Source organism: Variovorax pasteuri (genome assembly GCF_051216435.1).
Classification (GTDB): Bacteria; Pseudomonadota; Gammaproteobacteria; order Burkholderiales; family Burkholderiaceae_C; genus Variovorax.
On the sequence record NZ_JBPJZS010000001.1, the window covers coordinates 1,395,482 to 1,413,547 of the forward strand.

Annotated in this window: 14 protein-coding genes; 9 read left to right on the forward strand and 5 right to left on the reverse strand. The window is 69.5% G+C overall.

The genetic code is table 11. The features are described 5' to 3' along the window. Positions 1 to 26 precede the first annotated feature (26 nt). The 3 genes from ACSFBM_RS06590 to ACSFBM_RS06600 are packed head-to-tail and all read left to right on the forward strand — an operon-like array spanning position 27 to position 6,093. Entirely contained in the window at positions 27 to 1,277 is a 1,251-nt protein-coding gene (locus ACSFBM_RS06590; protein ID WP_435483644.1) for an efflux RND transporter periplasmic adaptor subunit, read from the forward strand. 40 nt (positions 1,278 to 1,317) lie between these two features. Further along, positions 1,318 to 4,605: an efflux RND transporter permease subunit gene (locus ACSFBM_RS06595; protein WP_435483645.1), complete on the forward strand. Its 3,288-nt coding sequence runs from the start codon at positions 1,318 to 1,320 to the stop codon at positions 4,603 to 4,605. Positions 4,606 to 4,623: 18 nt separating this feature from the next. Further along, a complete protein-coding gene (locus tag ACSFBM_RS06600; protein ID WP_435483646.1) occupies positions 4,624 to 6,093 on the forward strand; it encodes an efflux transporter outer membrane subunit in 1,470 nt (489 codons plus the stop codon). Positions 6,094 to 6,157: 64 nt separating this feature from the next. Here ACSFBM_RS06600 and ACSFBM_RS06605 read toward each other — a convergent pair whose 3' ends face one another. Next, positions 6,158 to 6,385: a hypothetical protein gene (locus ACSFBM_RS06605; protein ID WP_435483647.1), complete on the reverse strand. Its 228-nt coding sequence runs from the start codon at positions 6,383 to 6,385 to the stop codon at positions 6,158 to 6,160. A gap of 157 nt (positions 6,386 to 6,542) precedes the next feature. On the opposite strand from ACSFBM_RS06605, the gene ACSFBM_RS06610 reads away from it, so the two are divergent. Genes ACSFBM_RS06610 through ACSFBM_RS06625 form a run of 4 tightly spaced genes read left to right on the forward strand, consistent with a single transcriptional unit; the run spans position 6,543 to position 10,422 of the window. Then, positions 6,543 to 8,003 (forward strand): cobyric acid synthase, encoded by a 1,461-nt coding sequence (locus ACSFBM_RS06610; protein ID WP_435483648.1) that lies wholly within the window; start codon positions 6,543 to 6,545, stop codon positions 8,001 to 8,003. After that, positions 8,000 to 9,040 carry a nicotinate-nucleotide--dimethylbenzimidazole phosphoribosyltransferase gene (cobT, locus tag ACSFBM_RS06615; RefSeq protein ID WP_435483649.1) on the forward strand — a complete coding sequence of 347 codons (1,041 nt, stop codon included), beginning with the start codon at positions 8,000 to 8,002 and terminating at the stop codon, positions 9,038 to 9,040. The genes ACSFBM_RS06610 and cobT overlap by 4 nt, the downstream gene beginning before the upstream one ends. A 15-nt stretch (positions 9,041 to 9,055) precedes the next feature. Further along, positions 9,056 to 9,850: an adenosylcobinamide-GDP ribazoletransferase gene (locus ACSFBM_RS06620; RefSeq protein WP_435483650.1), complete on the forward strand. Its 795-nt coding sequence runs from the start codon at positions 9,056 to 9,058 to the stop codon at positions 9,848 to 9,850. After that, complete coding sequence (locus ACSFBM_RS06625) at positions 9,847 to 10,422, forward strand: histidine phosphatase family protein (protein WP_435483651.1); 576 nt, start codon at positions 9,847 to 9,849, stop codon at positions 10,420 to 10,422. Before ACSFBM_RS06620 ends, ACSFBM_RS06625 begins: the two co-directional genes overlap by 4 nt. A 19-nt stretch (positions 10,423 to 10,441) precedes the next feature. On the opposite strand, the gene ACSFBM_RS06630 is transcribed toward ACSFBM_RS06625, so the two are convergent. Then, positions 10,442 to 13,186 (reverse strand): helix-turn-helix transcriptional regulator, encoded by a 2,745-nt coding sequence (locus ACSFBM_RS06630; RefSeq protein WP_435483652.1) that lies wholly within the window; start codon positions 13,184 to 13,186, stop codon positions 10,442 to 10,444. 135 nt (positions 13,187 to 13,321) lie between these two features. Here ACSFBM_RS06630 and ACSFBM_RS06635 point away from each other — a divergent pair, with 135 nt between their 5' ends. Continuing rightward, positions 13,322 to 14,884, forward strand: coding sequence for a methyl-accepting chemotaxis protein (locus ACSFBM_RS06635; RefSeq protein ID WP_435483653.1), 1,563 nt, complete (start codon positions 13,322 to 13,324; stop codon positions 14,882 to 14,884). 38 nt (positions 14,885 to 14,922) lie between these two features. Here the strand turns inward: ACSFBM_RS06635 and ACSFBM_RS06640 are convergent, their stop codons facing one another. Continuing rightward, the gene (locus ACSFBM_RS06640; protein WP_435483654.1) at positions 14,923 to 15,843 is read right to left on the reverse strand and encodes an Ivy family c-type lysozyme inhibitor; all 921 of its coding nucleotides are present in this window, start codon (positions 15,841 to 15,843) and stop codon (positions 14,923 to 14,925) included. Beyond that, a complete protein-coding gene (nth, locus tag ACSFBM_RS06645) occupies positions 15,840 to 16,487 on the reverse strand; it encodes an endonuclease III (protein WP_435483655.1) in 648 nt (215 codons plus the stop codon). The genes ACSFBM_RS06640 and nth overlap by 4 nt, the downstream gene beginning before the upstream one ends. 108 nt (positions 16,488 to 16,595) lie before the next feature. Here nth and ACSFBM_RS06650 point away from each other — a divergent pair, with 108 nt between their 5' ends. Further along, on the forward strand, positions 16,596 to 17,783 hold the full coding sequence (locus tag ACSFBM_RS06650) for an aminotransferase-like domain-containing protein (RefSeq protein ID WP_435483656.1): 1,188 nt from the start codon (positions 16,596 to 16,598) through the stop codon (positions 17,781 to 17,783). A gap of 11 nt (positions 17,784 to 17,794) precedes the next feature. On the opposite strand, the gene ACSFBM_RS06655 is transcribed toward ACSFBM_RS06650, so the two are convergent. Beyond that, entirely contained in the window at positions 17,795 to 18,022 is a 228-nt protein-coding gene (locus ACSFBM_RS06655; protein WP_435435951.1) for a hypothetical protein, read from the reverse strand. Positions 18,023 to 18,066 lie beyond the last annotated feature (44 nt).

Genomic DNA, 18,066 nt, shown 5'->3' on the forward strand with positions numbered 1-18,066 from the left:
AAAGTCATCGAGAAGGACGAACCATCATGTCGAACAACGAAAAAAAGCTGTCTTCCACCACCCCCAAGGGACTGTGGCCCGCCGTGACCGGCCTGACTGCGGTGCTGGCCGTGGCCGCCGCCGTGCTGGGCATGCACAGCTTCAAGGCCGAGGCGAACAACGCGCCGGCGGCACCGCCTGCCACGCCCGTGTCGGTGGCCACCGTGGCGTCGAGCGAGATCAACGCCTGGGACGAGTTCTCGGGCCGGCTCGAAGCCGTCGAGCGCGTCGATGTGCGCTCCCGCGTGGCGGGCGCCGTGCAGGCGGTGCATTTCCGTGAAGGCACGCTGGTGAAGCAGGGCGACCTGCTGGTCACCATCGACCCCGCGCCGTATGCGGCCGAGGTCGAGCGCGCCGAGGCGCAAGTCGCCTCTGCACAGGCCCGCCAGTCGTTCAGCCGCAGCGAGCAGGAACGTGCCAAGCGCCTGTGGGACGACAAGGCCATTGCCCAGCGCGAGTACGACGAGCGCGTGAACGCCGGCAGCGAGGCCAACGCCAACCTGCGCGCGGCGCAAGCCCAGCTGCAGACCGCGCGCCTGAGCCTGGGCTACACGCAGGTGCGTGCCCCCGTGTCGGGCCGCATCGGCAAGATCGAGGTGACGGTGGGCAACCTGGTGGCGGCCGGTCCGGGTGCCCCGGTGCTGACCACGCTGGTCTCGGTGAGCCCGATCTACGCGAGCTTCGACGCCGACGAGCAGGTCATCACCCGCGCCCTGAAAGACCTGCCGAGCGGCTCCAGCGCACGCGGCCTCATCGATTCGATTCCCGTGCAGATGGGCACCGCCGGCCTCGACGGCACGCCCTTCACCGGCAAGCTGCAGCTGATCGACAACCAGGTCGATGCCAAGAGCGGCACGGTGCGCGTGCGCGCCTCGTTCGACAACAAGGACGGCGCGCTCATTCCCGGCCAGTTCGCCCGCATCCGCATGGGCCAGGCCCGCAACGACACCGCGCTGCTGGTGAGCGAACGCGCCATCGGCACCGACCAGAACAAGAAGTTCGTGATGGTCGTGGGTGAAGACAACAAGGCCGCCTACCGCGAAGTGACGCTGGGCGCCTCCATCAACGGCCTGCGTGTCGTGAGCAAGGGCCTGAAGGCGGGCGACCGCGTGGTGGTCAACGGCCTGCAGCACATCCGCCCGGGTGCGCTGGTGGCGCCGCAGCAAGTGACCATGGACGCCAAGGCCGACCCCAAGCAACAACAACCGGAACGCGTCGCGGAAGCGGCCAAGTCCTGATTTCGGAGGAGGGCGCATCCGCGCCCGCCGGAGAACCAACATGAATCTCTCAAAATTCTTCATCGACCGGCCGATCTTTGCCGGCGTGCTGTCGCTATTGATGCTGATAGCCGGCCTGATCGCGCTGCGCGGGCTGCCGATCTCGGAGTACCCGGAAGTTGCACCGCCCTCGGTGGTGGTGCGCGCCACGTACCCGGGCGCCAACCCGAAGGTGATCGCTGAAACCGTTGCCACCCCGCTCGAAGAGCAGATCAACGGCGTCGAAGGCATGCTCTACATGGGCAGCCAGGCGACCACCGACGGCGTGCTCACGCTGACCGTCACCTTCCGCCTGGGCACCGACCCCGACAAGGCCCAGCAACTGGTGCAGAACCGCGTCTCGCAAGCCGAGCCGCGCCTGCCCGAGGAAGTGCGCCGCCTGGGCATCACGACCGTCAAGAGCGCGCCCGACCTGACGATGGTGGTCCACCTCGTCTCGCCGAACAACCGCTACGACATCAACTACCTGCGCAACTACGCGGTGCTGAACGTGAAGGACCCGCTCGCGCGCATCGAAGGCGTGGGCCAGGTGCAGATCTTCGGCGGCGGCGACTACTCGATGCGCGTCTGGCTCGACCCGCAGAAGGTCGCGCAGCGCGGCCTCTCGGCCAGCGACGTGGTGGCCGCCATCCGTGGCCAGAACGTGCAGGCCGCGGCCGGCGTGGTCGGCGCATCGCCGGGCCTGTCGGGCGTGGACATGCAGCTGTCGATCAATGCGCAAGGGCGCCTGCAGAGCGAGGAAGAGTTCGGCGACATCATCGTCAAGAGCGGCACCGACGGCGCCGTGACCCGGCTGCGCGACATCGGCCGCCTGGAGATGGGCGCGGCCGACTATTCGCTGCGTTCGCTGCTGAACAACGACCCGGCCGTCGGCATGGGCGTGTTCCAGGCACCGGGCTCCAACGCGCTCGACATTTCTTCCAACGTGCGCAAGACGATGGAAGAGCTCAACAAGAACATGCCCGAAGGCCTGGAATACCGCATTGCCTACGACCCGACGCAGTTCGTGCGGGCGTCGATCGAATCGGTGATCCACACGCTGCTCGAAGCCATCCTGCTGGTGGTGCTGGTGGTGATCCTGTTCCTGCAGACGTGGCGCGCTTCGATCATTCCGCTGCTGGCCGTGCCGGTGTCGGTGATCGGTACCTTCGCGGTGCTGCATGTGCTGGGCTTCTCGATCAACGCGCTGAGCCTGTTCGGGCTGGTGCTGGCCATCGGCATCGTGGTGGACGACGCCATCGTGGTGGTGGAGAACGTGGAGCGCAACATCGAGGCGGGGCTCTCGCCGCGCGAGGCCACGTACCGTGCCATGCGCGAAGTGTCGGGCCCCATCATCGCCATCGCGCTGGTGCTGGTGGCCGTGTTCGTGCCGCTGGCGTTCATCAGCGGTCTCACGGGCCAGTTCTACAAGCAGTTCGCGGTGACCATCGCCATCTCGACGGTGATCTCGGCCATCAACTCGCTCACGCTGTCGCCCGCGCTCGCCGCCTTGCTGCTGCGCGGCCACGACCAGCCCAAGGACGCGTTGACGCGCGGCATGGACCGTGCGTTCGGTTGGCTGTTCCGCGGCTTCAACCGCCTGTTCCATCGCGGTTCGGAGGCCTACAGCGGCGGCGTGAAGAGCGTCATCTCGCGCAAGTCGCTGATGCTGGTGATCTACGTGGCGCTGGTCGCGGTGACCTTCGGCCTGTTCAAGGCGGTGCCCGGCGGCTTCGTGCCGGCGCAGGACAAGCAATACCTGATCGGTTTTGCGCAACTGCCCGACGGCGCCACGCTGGACCGCACGGAAGACGTGATCACCCGCATGGGCGAGATCATGAAGAAGAACCCGAACATCGAGGACGCCATCTCGTTCCCGGGCCTGTCGATCAACGGCTTCACCAACAGCTCGAACTCGGGCATCGTGTTCGCCACGCTCAAGCCCTTCGACCAGCGCAAGCGCCCCGACCAGAGCGGCAACGCCGTGGCCGGCCAGCTCAACGGCGCCTTCGCGGGCATCCAGGACGCGTTCATCGTGATGTTCCCGCCGCCGCCGGTGGCGGGCCTGGGCACCACGGGCGGCTTCAAGCTGCAGCTGGAAGACCGCGCCTCGGTCGGCTACGACCAGATGGACCAGGCGGTGAAGGCCTTCATGGCGAAGGCACAGGCCGCGCCCGAGCTGGCCGGCATGTTCACGAGCTGGCAGGTCAACGTGCCGCAGCTGTATGCGGACATCGACCGCACCAAGGCCCGCCAGCTCGGCGTGCCGGTGACGGACATCTTCGACACCATGCAGATCTACCTCGGCAGCCTGTACGCGAACGACTTCAACAAGTTCGGCCGCACGTACAGCGTGCGGGTGCAGGCCGACGCGCCTTACCGCGCCCGTGCCGAAGACGTGGGCCTGCTGAAGGTGCGCTCGACCTCGGGCGAGATGGTGCCGCTGTCCGCGCTGATGAAGGTCAATTCGACCTTCGGGCCGGAACGCGCCATGCGCTACAACGGCTACCTGGCCGCCGACATCAACGGCGGCCCGGCACCGGGCTACTCGTCGGGCCAGGCGCAGGACGCAATCACCAGGATCGCGGCCGAGACGCTGCCCAAGGGCGTGAGCTTCGAGTGGACCGAGCTGACCTACCAGGAAATCCTGGCCGGCAACTCCGCCTTCCTGGTGTTCCCGCTGGCCATCCTGCTGGTGTTCCTGGTGCTGGCCGCGCAGTACGAAAGCCTGACCTTGCCGATCGCGATCATCCTGATCGTGCCCATGGGCATCATGGCCGCGATGGCGGGGGTGTGGATATCGGGGGGTGACAACAACGTCTTCACGCAGATCGGGTTGATCGTGCTGGTGGGGCTGAGTGCGAAGAACGCGATCCTGATCGTGGAGTTCGCACGGGAGCTGGAGTTCGCCGGGCGAACGCCGGTGCAAGCCGCCATCGAAGCCAGCCGCCTGCGCCTGCGCCCGATCCTGATGACCTCGCTGGCCTTCGTGATGGGTGTGCTGCCCCTGGTGCTGTCCACCGGCGCGGGCTCCGAAATGCGCAAGGCGATGGGCGTGGCGGTGTTCTCCGGAATGATCGGCGTGACGGCCTTCGGCCTGTTCCTGACGCCGGTGTTCTATGTGCTGCTGCGCCGCCTGGCGGGCAACAAGCCGCTCAAGCTGCATGGCCAGGTGCCGCACGGCGACGAGTTCGTGTCGGCGGAGCATCCGGCAACGCCTGCGCCGCAGGGCCCGCACGGCGGTTCGGGTGGTGGTGGGCTGCATCCGGTGCCCGCATCGCCGCGCCCTTCGCACGGTTCGCATGACTGATCGAGAAGAAAGCTGATCATGAAATTCTCAGTACAACCTTTGGTGAAGAAGCCTCTTCACGCGTTTCGCACGGCGCTGCTGCCGCTGATGGCCGCCCTGGTGCTGGCCGGCTGTGCCACCGTGCCCTCGGGCGTACCCGAAATCACGACCACGGCCCAGTTCAAGGAGCAGGGCGCCACGCCGCCCGCCGGCTTCACGCGGGCCCTGCCTGCCGAGGCGCAGGCGCGCGGCGCCTGGTGGCTGGCGTTCAACGACCCGGCGCTCAATGCGCTGGTCGAGAAGGCCGACGTGAACAACAACAACATCCAGGCCGCGGCCGCGCGGCTGGCCGAGGCCCGCGCGCTGGCGCGCAGCGCCAACGCCGACCGCCTGCCGCAGATCGGCCTGGGGGCCGGTGCCAACCGCGGCGCGGGGCTGGACAAAGCCACCGCCAGCACCCGCCCGGCGACGATGACCAACATCGGCGCCACCTTCTCCTATGAGGTCGACCTGTTCGGTCGCCTCTCGGGCGCCAGCAACGCGGCCAAGCTGGACGCGGCCGGCCGCGAGGCGCTGCTGCAGAGCACGCGCCTGGCGGTGCAGGCCGAGGTGGCGCAGACCTACCTGCAGCTGCGCGCGCTCGACGCCGAGCGTGCCCTGGTGCGCGAACAGGTCGAGGCCTACCGCGACACGCTGCGCCTGACGCAGCGCCGCGAGCAGGCCGGCGACATCGCCGAGCTCGACGTGGCGCGCGTGCAGACCGAGGTGTCGTCGACCGAATCGGATGCGCTGGCACTCGACCGCCAGCGCGCCCAGGTGGAGCACGCGCTGGCCGTGCTGGTGGGCGATTCGGCCTCCAGCTTCGGGCTGCGCAGCGACGAATGGGCGACAGCGCTGCCGTCCATCCCGCCGGGCGTTCCCGGCACGGTGCTCACGCGCCGGCCCGACGTGTCGGCCGCGCAGAGCGCCGTGCTGGCCGCGCAGGCCCGCGTGGGCGTGGCGCAAACGGCCTGGTTTCCGGACATCTCGCTGACCGGCGCCGCCGGCTATGCCTCGCCCGAAATCGGCGACCTGTTCAAGTGGTCGGCCCGCTCATGGGGCGTGGGTGCGCTGCTGTCGCTGCCGATCTTCGACGGCGGGCGCCGCGAGGCGGGCGTGCAGGGCGCCAATGCGCAGCTCGACGGCGCGCTGGCCAGCTACCGCACCCAGGTGCTGGTGGCGTTCCAGGAGGTCGAAGACCAGCTGTCGGCCATCCGCATCCTGCAGGAGCAGTCGGTGGTGCAGGCGCAGGCCGTGACCTCGGCGCAGCGCGCCACCAGCCTGTCGGACACGCGCTACCGCAACGGCTACATCAGCCAGCTCGACCTGCTGGACGCGCGCCGCAGCGAGCTGCGCAACCGCCGCCAGGCGCTGCAGGTGAAGTCGGCGCAGTACCAGGCCGCCGTGGGCCTGATCCGCGCCATCGGCGGGGGCTGGGATGCGCCCGCGCAGACGGTGGCGGCGCGCTGAGCGGTTCGTACTTGAGAGATTGAAAGCCTGAACGCCGCAAGGCGGTCTTTGCGCCGCCGCAGGCTCAGTCGTTGCCGGCTGGGTTTGCGGTGGCGCTTATTTTCTTGAGCTCCGACACGCCCATGGCCAGGGCGTTGGAATAGCTGGTCTGCGGTTTCGTGGCGGCGCGGTAGACGCGGTAGTCGAGCGTTTCGGACGACTCCCCGCCATGGTGGGCTTCGAGGAGGGTCCAGAAAAACTGGCCGGGTTCACGTTCTTCGACGGCAAGGGCCAAATCGTTCAAGGCTGGCATGGGTCCCTGGATGCAATGGGTTGTCTGTGTGGTGTTCTGTGTACGCACCTGGAGGACTTTTGGATTTGCCGACGGCGTTTACAACGCTTGCGGTGTGAAAAATGTCGCATTTCGTCTGTCTCCATTGCGCTGAATCCGGCTCAACGACAATCCGCCGATGAGTTCAAAGGCGAAAAGCGGGCCGGCGCAGTGCGTCATGGTCCTGGGCACCACCAGCGGGGCCGGCAAGAGCTGGCTGGCCACGGCGCTGTGCCGCTGGTATGCGCGCCGGGGCCTGAAAGTGGCGCCCTTCAAGGCGCAGAACATGAGCAACAACGCCCGCGTGGTGGGCGGCGGCGAAATCGGCAGCGCCCAGTACTTTCAGGCCCTGGCCGCCAACGCCGTGCCCGACGTGCGAATGAACCCGCTGCTGCTCAAGCCCGAGCGCGACACCCACAGCCAGGTGGTGCTGATGGGGCAGGTGAGCGAGGAACTCTCGGCCTTGCCCTGGCGCGGCCGCAGCCAGCGGGTGTGGCCGCAGATCGCGCAGGCGCTGGACGAGCTGCGTGCCGAGAACGACGTGGTGGTGATCGAAGGCGCCGGCTCGCCGGCCGAGATCAACCTGATGGCCAGCGACATCGTCAACATGCGCATCGCCCGCCACGCCCAGGCGCGCTGCCTGCTGGCCACCGACATCGACCGCGGCGGCGCCTTCGCGCACCTTTACGGCACATGGGCGCTGCTGCCGGAGGCCGACCGTGCGTTGCTGCGCGGCTTTGTGCTCAACAAATTTCGCGGCGACGCCTCGCTGCTGGCGCCGGCGCCGCAGCAATTGCAGGAACTGACCGGCGTGCCCACCATGGCCACGCTGCCCATGTGGTGGCAGCACGGCCTGCCCGAGGAAGACGGCGTGTTCGACGACCGAAGCCGGGCCAGCGGCGCCGTCACCCGCACGGTGGCGGTGGTGGCCTGCCCGCGCATCAGCAACCTCGACGAGTTCCAGGCATTGAAGAACGTGCCCGGCGTGCGGCTGGTCTGGGCACGCACGCCGGCCGACGTGGCTGGCGCCGACTGGATCGTGCTGCCCGGCTCCAAGCACACCAGCGGTGACCTGGCCTGGCTGCGCGCGCAGGGGCTGGACCGCGCCGTGGCCGCGCATGCCGAACGCGGCGGCGCGGTGCTGGGCATCTGCGGCGGGCTGCAGATGCTGGGCGAGGCGCTGGTCGATCCGCACGGCATCGACGGCAATGCGCCGGGGCTCGGCCTGCTGCCGCTGGTGACGGTGTTCGCGCGCGAGAAAACGGTGCGCCACCGCGCCGAACGCTTCGGCGCGCTGAACGGCGTGTGGGGCGCGTTGTCGGGCGTGAGCGTGACCGGCTACGAGATTCACCACGGCCAGACCGCCGAGCACCCGCAGATGGCGCAGGCCGGCCAGGCCGTGATGCCCGACGGGCTGGCCTGGCAGAACACGCGCGGCAATGTGCTGGGCATTTACCTTCACGGCCTGTTCGAGGACCCGGGCGCGCTGCAGGCGCTGTTCGGCGCGTCCGCGCCCACGCTGGACGCCACCTTCGACGGCCTGGCCGATTTCATCGACACCCACTTCGACGCCGGCGTGCTTGCCGGACTGATTGCATGACCGACTTCATCCCCACCATTCCCGACCTCACCGACGCGGCGCTGGCCGCCCGGCTGCAAAGCGCGCTCGACAACAAGACCAAGCCGCAGGGCGCGCTCGGCCGGCTCGAAACGCTGGCCCTGCGCATCGGCGCCATCCTCGGCAGCGAGCAACCGGTGCTCCATGCCCCGCAGATGCTGGTGTGCGCGGGCGACCACGGGCTGGCGGCGCGCGGTGTCTCGGCCTACCCGAGCGACGTGACCTGGCAGATGGTCGAGAACTTCCTGGCCGGCGGCGCGGCGGTGAGCGTGCTCGCGCGCCAGCACGGCCTGACGCTCACGGTGGTCGACTGCGGCGTACGGCGCGACTTCCAGCCCCGGCCCGGGCTGGTGTCGCGCCGCATCGCCGAAGGCACCGCCGATGCGTCGGCCGGCCCCGCCATGAGCGCGGCGCAATGCGCACAGGCCATCGCCAACGGGCGCGAGGTGGTGCGCGCGCTGCCGGGCAATGCGCTGCTGCTGGGCGAAATGGGCATCGGCAACAGCTCCTCGGCGGCACTGCTGCTGGCGCGGCTGGGCGGGCTGGACCTGGACGCCTGCATCGGCGCCGGCACCGGGCTGGATGCGGCCGGCCTGCAGCGCAAGCGCGAGGTGCTGCGCCAGGTGCTCGCGTTGCACGCATCGGCCGTGGCCCCGCTGGACGCACTGGCCGCCTTCGGCGGTTTCGAGATCGCGACGCTGGTGGGTGCGGTGCTGCAGGCCGCCGAGGAGCGCCGCGTGATCGTGCTCGACGGCTTCATCGCGAGCTCGGCCGTGCTGGTGGCGCAGGCGCTGCAGCCCCATGTGGTGCAGCGCTGCGTGGCGGCGCATTGCTCGGCCGAACCGGGCCACGCGCTGCTGCTGGCGCATCTGGAACTCGACCCGCTGCTGCACCTCGACCTGCGCCTGGGCGAAGGCTCGGGCGGGGCGCTGGTGTGGCCGCTGCTCGAATCGGCCTGCCGCATCCTGCGCGAGATGGCCAGCTTCGAGGCGGCGGGCGTGTCGCGCAAGGACGCCTGAGGCCGGATGCCATCGATGAACGGCGTTCGCCACTTTCTTCTGGCGCTGCAGTTCTTCACCCGCGTGCCCGTCACCGGGCCGCTTGCGGCGTGGGTCGGCTTCAGCCCGCAGATGCTGCGCGCCAGCGCTGCGCACCTGCCCGGCATCGGCTGGCTGGTGGGCGCGGTGGCGGCGCTGGTGTTCGTGGGGGTGGGCATGGGCTTGCCCGGCGTGGCGGGCGCATTGGCGGCCGCCGTGCTGAGCACCGTGGCCACGGTGATGCTGACCGGCGCCTTCCATGAAGACGGGCTGGCCGACGTGGCCGACGGCCTGGGCGGTTCCGCGAACCGCGACCGGGCGCTGGAGATCATGAAGGACTCGCGCATCGGCGCCTTCGGCGCGGTGGCGCTGGTGCTGGCGCTGGGCCTGAAGTTCGCGCTGCTCGCCGCGCTGGCCACCCGCGGGTGGCAGGCGGCGGCCGTGGCCATAGTCGGCGCGCATGTGCTGTCGCGGCTGATGCCGCTGTTCCTGATCCGCTGGCTGCCCTATGTGGGCGACAGCGGGGCGAGCAAGGCGAAGCCGCTGGCGGACGCGATCAGCCGGGGCGCGCTGTGCATTGCCTTCATGTGGGCGGTCCCGGCCGTGGCGTTGCTGCTGTGCGCGCACGGCGCGGCGCACGTGGGCGCGGCCCTGCTTGCGGCGGTGGTGGCGGCGGGCTGGATGGCGCGGCTGTTCATTCGGCGGCTGCAGGGCTTCACCGGCGACGGCCTCGGCGCGACCCAGCAGGTCTGCGAGCTGGCGATCTACCTCGCGCTGGCCTGGCACGCATGAGCCTCCCCCGAAGAACGCTCTGGCTCCAGCGCCATGCGCCGGTGGTGGCCGAACCCGGCCTCTGCTACGGCGCCACGAACCTCCAGGCGCACGCGCAGGCCACGCTGGAGGCCGCGCAGCGCATCGCGCCCTTGCTGCCCGCCGGGCTCCGCCTGCGCAGTTCGCCGCTGCGGCGCTGCGCCGAACTGGCCGATGCCATCGCGGCGCTGCGTCCCGACCTGTCTGTGCAGCACGACGCCCGCCTGGCAGAGATGAACTTCGGCGCCTGGGAGGGCCGGCCATGGTCGGCCATTCCGCGGGAAGACCTCGAGGCATGGACGGCCGATTTCGCCGACGCACCCGCCGGCGCCCACGGCGAGAGCGTGCGCGCCTTCATGCAGCGCGTGGCCGCCGCGCACGACGAATGGCTGGCCGGCGAAGGCGATGCGCTGTGGGTCACGCATGCAGGCGTGCTGCGCGCCGTGACACTGCTGCAGCGCGGCGTTCGCTGCGCCCAAGCGGCTGCCGACTGGCCTGCGGGCGAGCTCGCCTTCGGCGGCTGGCTCACTTTCGACGATTCGCCCGGCCACTGACGCACTGACGTCGCGGCGGCTACTTGCCGTTGTGCCCGCGTTCCAGCCGCATGCGTTCGGCCACGGCGTCGCGCCCGTGCGCGTCGAGCTTCAGGTAGATGTTCTTCAGGTGCCACTTCACCGTGTCCAGCGACAGGCCGAGCGTGAGCGCGATCTTCTTGTTCGGCATCGGTTGCACCAGCAACTCGGCAATTTCGGCCTCGCGCAGCGTGAGCAGCCGGGTCAGGCCTCGGTCGTCCTGAAAGCGCACGGCCGGCGGTGCGGTGTGTTCGTCGCGCTGCGACCGCGCCAGCGCCTCGATGCGCTCGATGAAGAACACCAGCACGGGGTCGAGGCTGGGCACCGTGCGCGTGGCCTGGATCAAGTGCAATGCGTTGTCGTGGGCGCCCAGCAGGGTCTGCATCAGGCCCAGCCGGTGACCCATGCGAAGGGCCGCCCGGACGCGCGCGCACGAAGCCTCGGCGCGCCCGAGCCGGCGCTCGACCTCGGCCGCCTGCAGCTGCAGGGCGGTGACCAGGCCGACCTGGCCGCGCTGCCTGTAGCGCTGCGCCAGGGCCTCGATCTTCGACAGCGCCAACTGCAGGGCGGCCGGCTGGCCCTCGTGCATGGCCATGCGGATGCGCGCCTGCTCCAGCACATCGGCCACCTGCCGCAAGGCGCTCGATTCGGCGCCCGGACGCCGGGCATGCAGCGCCTCGATGTCCTGCAGGGACACCCGGGCCGCATCGGCGTCGTGGCGCGCCAGCTGGATCCGAAGCTGCTCGAGCAGCACGCAGGCCAGCGCGTGGTCCAGCCCCAGGCGCCGCAGGAGGCTCGCAGACTGCCCGAGGTGGGCCAGGGCTTCGCCCCAACGGCCGGCGGCCTGCTGCGCGCGGTTCGACACGATGATCATCCGCAGCGTGGTGTCGGGGATCAGCCCGTGCTGCGTGCCCGGCTGTTCCTCGAGGAAACGCGCGGCCACCACGGGGCCTTGCTGTTCGTACAGCACCTCGGCCAGCAACTGGGCCGTCAGCCGCGCCGCCTCTGCGCAGCGCGTGCCGCGTTCCTGCATCTCGCGCAGCACGTTGCGGTAGATGCGTTCCGCGCGGTGCATCTGGCCTTCGATGGCGTAGGACAGGCCGATCAGGCACTGGCCCACCAGCGAGCCGAACAGCGTTTCGACGACGGGCTCGCCGTCGACCGTGGCCATCGGTTCGTCGTGCTGGATCTGCCGCGCCCGCTCGAACTCGCCGTTGCGCAGATGCAGCCAGGTCAGCACGTTGCGCCGGCCGGCCCGGGAGAATTCGTCGGCGGCCGCCGGCGGTGCCAGCAGCTCGGGGAGCTGCTGCGCAAGCGCGTCGCTGTCGTCGTGCCGAATCGCGAGCAGGCAGTCGAGCAGGGTCAGCCGGTAGCGCATGGCGGGCGCGAGCTCTTCCGGCGCCGCGCGCAGCCGGGCGATGCTGCGCGCGCAGTCGTCCAGCCGGTAGTCGGCCAGCGCGACCCAGGCCGTCCACAGCCGCAGGTTGGCGTTGCCTTCCAGCGTCGCGGGGTCGAGTTGGCGCACCAGGGCGATGGCTTCGACCACCTGGCCCTGGACGAACAGCGCTGCCGCGCCGCGCTCGGCCAGCCTGAGGGCCGTCTGCGTGTCGTTCGCGGCCAGCGCGTGCCGCACGGCCTGGTGATGCATGCCCCTGACCGCGAGCGGCGGCCAGGCCTTCGCATGCAGCCTCAGGCGCTCGGCCTCGGGCCACGACGCCAGGCGCGCCAGCAGCACGCGGCGCAGCAGCGGGTGCAGTTGCCACCAGCGCTCGCCGGCCGGGCTTTGCGGCACGACCGACAAGAGGCCGTCGCGCGCCAGAGGGGCAAGCAACTCCGCGCACAGCGACGCACCGTATCCGGCGCCGGCCAACTCGGCGCACAGCGATGCGCTGAAGCGGGTGGGGGCGGCGCACAGCGTGAGCAGGCGCAGCTGCGTCGCGGAGAGCCGGGGAAAGACATGAGCGGCGAAATACGCGGCAAACGGCGCGAGCTCGGCCATGCCCTCGGGCGGCGGCAACAGCGGCTGCGTGCCGCGCCGGCGGCGCAACACGGCGCTCGCCAGCCGCAGCAGGCCCGGCCACCCCTGGCTCAGGCGATGGATGGCCGAGGCGGTGCGCTCGTCGATGTCGGGCAGGCGCATCCGCAGGTAGTCGATCGATTCCGGCAGGCTGAAGCGCAGGTCGTCGCTGCGCAGTTCCAGCGCGCTGTTCGACCCCGGGGCCGGCGCCAGCGTTGTCGGCAGGCTGTCCCGGCTGGCAAAGACACAGCGCAGGTTCGGCGGTGCGTACGCGACGAGCAGTTGCAGGGCGTTCAGCACGTTCTCGCTGTGTGCGCTGTGCACGTCGTCCACGATCAGCACGAGCTTGCGGCCATGGGCTGCAATGCCGCGCACCAGCGCGATGACCAGCCGCTCGATCGCGTCGGCGTCGGGGCGGGCGTGTGCCACGGCGTGCCGGGGAATGGCGGGGTCGACCGCGGCCAGGGCTGCCATGAGCGCCGTCATGAAATGCAGGTCGCCCTCCGCGAGGCTGGCCAGCTTCACCCAGGCGATGTCGGTGCCTGCGGCCACGAGTTCGCGCTGCCAGGTGAGCAACAGCGAACTCTTGCCGAAGCCGGCGGGCGCCTGCAGCACGATGCAGCGGCGGTAGTCCGGCGCGGACAGCCGGGCGAGCAGGCCGTGACGCGCCAGCAGGCGGCGGCTTCGGGTGCGCAGGGAGGGTATTCCGGGGGGGCGGGCAGCTTGCATCAGCCCCGGATTCTCATTCATCCCGCAGGCCATATGTATCCCATGTTCGAGGGTTTGCCCACCCCGCCCATTAAGGGTGGGGTGCAACGTGGAAGGGCCGTCGATGACGTGATGAACCACCATGGAGTCCTGCACATGTTCGATCTCTCGAATCTCAAAATCGGCGCCCGCCTGGGACTGGGCTTTTCTCTGTTGCTGTTGTTGCAACTCGTCATCGCGGGCATCGGCCTGCACGAGATGGCGAACCTGTCGGAGCGCATCGCGTTCGCGACCGAGGTGGGGGCGCGCAAGCTCGACCAGCTGAACAACGTGCAGTCGGCCATCGGCAAGCGGGCCATTGCGGCGCGCAACCTGGCCCTGGTGACGGATCCGGCCGCGCAGAAGGGCGACGTCGACCTGGTGGCGCGCTCCCAGCGCGAGATCGACAACGGACTGCAGAACCTGGCCACGGTCATGGCCGACGCGGGCTCGGCCAGTGCCGAGGAGCGCCAGATGCTGGAGAGGCTGCGTGCGCTGGAGGCGCAGTACCTGCCCATCGCCACCAGGGTGCTGACGCTGGCGACCTCGAACCAGACCGAGGCAGCGGTCAAGGTGCTGACGCAGGAATGCATGCCGCTGCTCAACCAGGTGCTGGCGCATGTCACCACCTTCCAGCAACTGCTGAAGAAAAGCGCCGACGACAGTGCGGGGTCCGCCCAGGCGGCCTACCAGCGGGCCAAGTGGATCATCCTGTCGATCAGCGGCGCGTCGCTGGTGGGCGGGCTGCTGCTGGCGTTCCGCATGACGCGCTCCATCACCGTGCCGCTCGGCCAGGCGGTGACGGTCGCGCAGCAGGTGGCCTCCGGCGACCTGACGGCGCGCATCGAGGTGGCCGACAGGTCGGAGTCCGGCCTGCTGATGAACGCGCTGCGCTCCATGAACGACGAACTGGCCAAGGTGGTCGGGCAGGTGCGCGCGGGCACCGATTCCATCGCCACGGCGTCGGGCCAGATTGCCACGGGCAACCGCGACCTGTCGTCGCGCACCGAGGAGCAGGCCAGCTCGCTGGAGCAGACGGCGGCGTCCATGCAGGAGCTCACGTCCACCGTGAAGCAGAACGCGGACAACGCGCGCCTGGCCAACCAGCTGGCCGACTCGGCCTCCCAGGTGGCGTCGCGCGGCGGCGCGGTGGTCGACCAGGTGGTGGAGAAGATGGCGTCGATCAATGCGTCGTCCCGCAAGGTGGTGGAGATCATCGGCGTGATCGACGGCATTTCGTTCCAGACCAACATCCTGGCGCTGAATGCGGCCGTGGAGGCGGCCCGCGCCGGCGAGCAGGGGCGCGGCTTTGCCGTGGTGGCCTCGGAGGTGCGCAACCTGGCCCAGCGCTCGGCGGCGGCGGCCAAGGAAATCAAGACGCTGATCGGCGACTCGGTGAGCGAGGTTCACGCGGGCAGCGCGCTGGTCAACGAGGCCGGCAAGACCATGGAAGAAATCATGGGCAGCGTGCGGCGGGTGACGGACATCATGGCCGAGATCACCTCGGCCAGCCAGGAGCAGTCGACGGGCATCGAGCAGGTCAACGACGCCATCAAGCAGATGGACCGCACCACGCAGCAGAACGCGGCGCTGGTGGAGGAGGCCTCGGCCGCCGCGCAGTCGATGAACGATCAGGCCGCGGGGCTGGTCGATGCGGTCAGCATGTTCAAGCTGCGCTGAGCCTTCATCCGGTTGAGTTCAGTTCAGTTCAGTTCAGTTCAGTTCAGTTCAGTTAAGTTCTTCTGGCGCCACTGCTCGCGCCAGAGCTTTTCCAGTTGCGGTGCCAGCGCGGCCGGCGGCGTGCCGACCAGGCGGTTGCGCCCGTCGCGCTGCACCAGCCCGTAGATGCGGCCCGAGCCCTGGTCGTACAGGGCGACGGCGTTGTTGTCGTAGCAGTCGTGCGGCTTGCAGAAGGCGTGCAGCAGGTAGCGCGTGCCCTCGACCGTGACCCATTGCGCCTCGGGTGCCGGGCCTTCGCGGCGCACCAGCCAGCGGTCGTTCTCGCGCGCGCCGAGCGCGGCGCGCCAGGCCTTCTGCATGGCGGGGCCCTGCGCCAGGGCGGCGGGGCTGCCGGTGGGCGGCGGCGGCGCCTTGGCGGCCGGGGCCTCGGCGGGCGGGGGCGCCGCGCGGGCGGCGCCGTCGCAGCGCCAGTAGCGCAGCTTCATCATCTCGGGACCGAGCTGGCCGGCAACGGGCTTGTCGGCGTCCAGCGTGATCGACTGGCCGCGCGCGTCGCGGTAGACCAGGAAGGTCATGACGCCCGCCTTGGGGGCCTCGCTGATCAGCGCCACGTCGAAGCCGGCCGGCGGCGGGCTGTTGCCGAAGAAGCTGTAGGCCGTTTGCGGCGCACGGCCGACCACGCGGCGCTTGCCGCTTTCGGCGATCAGCATGTCCTGGCGCACCTGCAACGTGGGCGCGGAAGCGTCGGCGCAGGCGGTGGACCAGCGCCCGCCGTAGAGCGCCATGGCGTCGGGCTGCAGGCCGGCAGTTGGCTGCGCCCAGGCCGCGGCCGGGAGCAGGGCTGCCAGCGTTGCGGCGGCAAGCAGCGTCGAGGAGTGCTTTGTCTGTGTCGTCATTCTTTGCGGGGTGGTCTTGCCGGTCTTGCCGGTCATGCCGGTCATGCCGGTCATGCCGGTCATGTCGTCTTGGGCGCGGGCGTCTTTGGCTTGTAGGCGCAGAAAGTGTGCACCGCACACTCCCAGCAACGCGGCTTGCGCGCCACGCACACGTAGCGCCCGTGCAATATCAGCCAGTGGTGCGCGTGCAGGCGGTATTCCGGGGGCACACGCTTCTCGAGCTTGAGTTCCACCTCCAGCGTCGTCTTGCCCGGCGCCAGGCCGGTGCGGTTGCCCATGCGGAAGATGTGCGTGTCGACCGCGATGGTCGCCTCGCCGAAGGCCACGTTCAGTACCACGTTGGCGGTCTTGCGGCCCACGCCGGGCAGGGCTTCCAGCTCGGCGCGCGTGCGCGGCACCTCGCCGCCGTGCAGCTCCACCAGCATGCGGCAGGTCTCGATCAGGTGCTTGGCCTTGCTGCGGTACAGGCCGATGGTCTTGATGTAGTCCTCGAGCCCTTCCACGCCCAGGTCGTAGATGGCCTGCGGCGTGTTCGCCACCGGAAACAGCCTGGCGGTGGCCTTGTTCACGCCCACGTCGGTGGCCTGCGCGGAGAGCAGCACGGCGGCCAGCAGTTCGAAGGGCGTGGAGTATTCGAGTTCGGTCCGGGGCTCGGGGTTGGCCGCCTGCAGGGTGGCGAAGAAGAGGGGGATGTTGTCTTTTTTCATGGGGCGGGGGTCGGCTGTAGCGCAATATATCGTTGAAAGGACATGGCCCTACGCAGCTTTATTGCCCGCGGGTTTCGCGACAATGTCGCCCAGAAAGTGAGCCTGACCATGCAATTCGCCTCCCGCCTCGACAACGTCGAAACCTCCGCCATCCGCGAACTCTTCAAGCTGCTGGGCACGCCCGGCATCATCAGTTTCGCGGGCGGCTTTCCGGACAGCGCCATGTTCGACGTCGAGGGCCTCAGGGAGGCGAGCCAGAAGGCGCTCACCGAGGAACCCGGTGGCGCGCTGCAATACGGTGCCACCGAAGGCTACGAGCCGCTGCGCACGCAGCTCAGCGCTTTCATGAAGACCAAGGGCGTGGACGTGGACCCCAGCGGCCTGATCGTCACCACCGGCAGCCAGCAGGCGCTCGACCTGCTGGGCAAGACCATGATCTCGCCCGGCGACAAGGTGATCGTCGAAGGCCCAACCTTCCTGGCCACCATCCAGTGCTTCCGCCTGTACGGCGCGCAGCTCATCAGCGCGCCCATCGACGAGAACGGCGTGAAGACCGACGAGCTGGAAAAGCTCATCGCCGAGCACAAGCCCAAGTTCGTCTACCTGATCCCCACCTTCGGCAACCCCAGCGGCGCCATGCTGAGCCTGGAGCGCCGCAAGAAGGTGCTGGAACTGGCCGTGAAGTACCAGACGCTCGTGGTGGAAGACGACCCCTACGGCGACCTGTACTTCGGTGAGGCGCCGCCGCCGTCGATCCTGGCGCTCGCCAAGGACGTGCCCGGCAGCCGAGAGCTCATTGCCCACTGCGGCAGCCTGAGCAAGGTGCTGAGCCCGGGCCTGCGCATCGGCTGGATGATCGCGCCGGCCGAGTTGCTGGCCAAGGCCACCATGTGCAAGCAGTTCAGCGACGCGCACACCAGCACTTTCGCGCAGGCCACAGCCGCGCAGTACCTCAAGAGCGGGCGCATGCCCGGCACGCTGGCGCATGTGCGCGAGGTGTACGGCCAGCGCGCCCAGGCCATGGGCGCTGCGCTGAAGCGCGAACTGGGCGATGCGGTGAGCTTCACGCAGCCCCACGGCGGCTTGTTCTTCTGGGCGCGCCTGACCGGCGCCAACGGCAAGCTGGCCGATGCCAACGTGCTGGCCAAGCGGGCGATCGAGAAGCTGGTGGCCTTCGTGCCCGGCGCGCCGTTCTTCGCCGAGAACCCCGACGTGGCCACCCTGCGCCTGAGCTTTGCCACGGCCGACGTGGCCAGGATCGAGGAAGGCGTCAAGCGCCTCGGCCAGGCGCTGTAACGCTCAGGCCATCAAGGGGAGCGGTGCAGCCGGGGCGCTGCCAGCAGGTTCAGGTTGTCCGCCACGGCCGCGTCCACGTTCGGATAGCGGCCTTTCATCTTGGACAGCGTCATGATGGTCTGCAGCGCCTTCAGGTCCTTGACCGTGGGCGCCACCTTGATCTGTGCAATGGCCGCGCTGGGGTTGCCACCGTTGATCAATGCCATCACCTTGCTTGCCCAGTCGTTCGCGCGCGCCATATTTTTCACCTGCTTTCAATAGAGCCGCCGACTGTACACAGGAC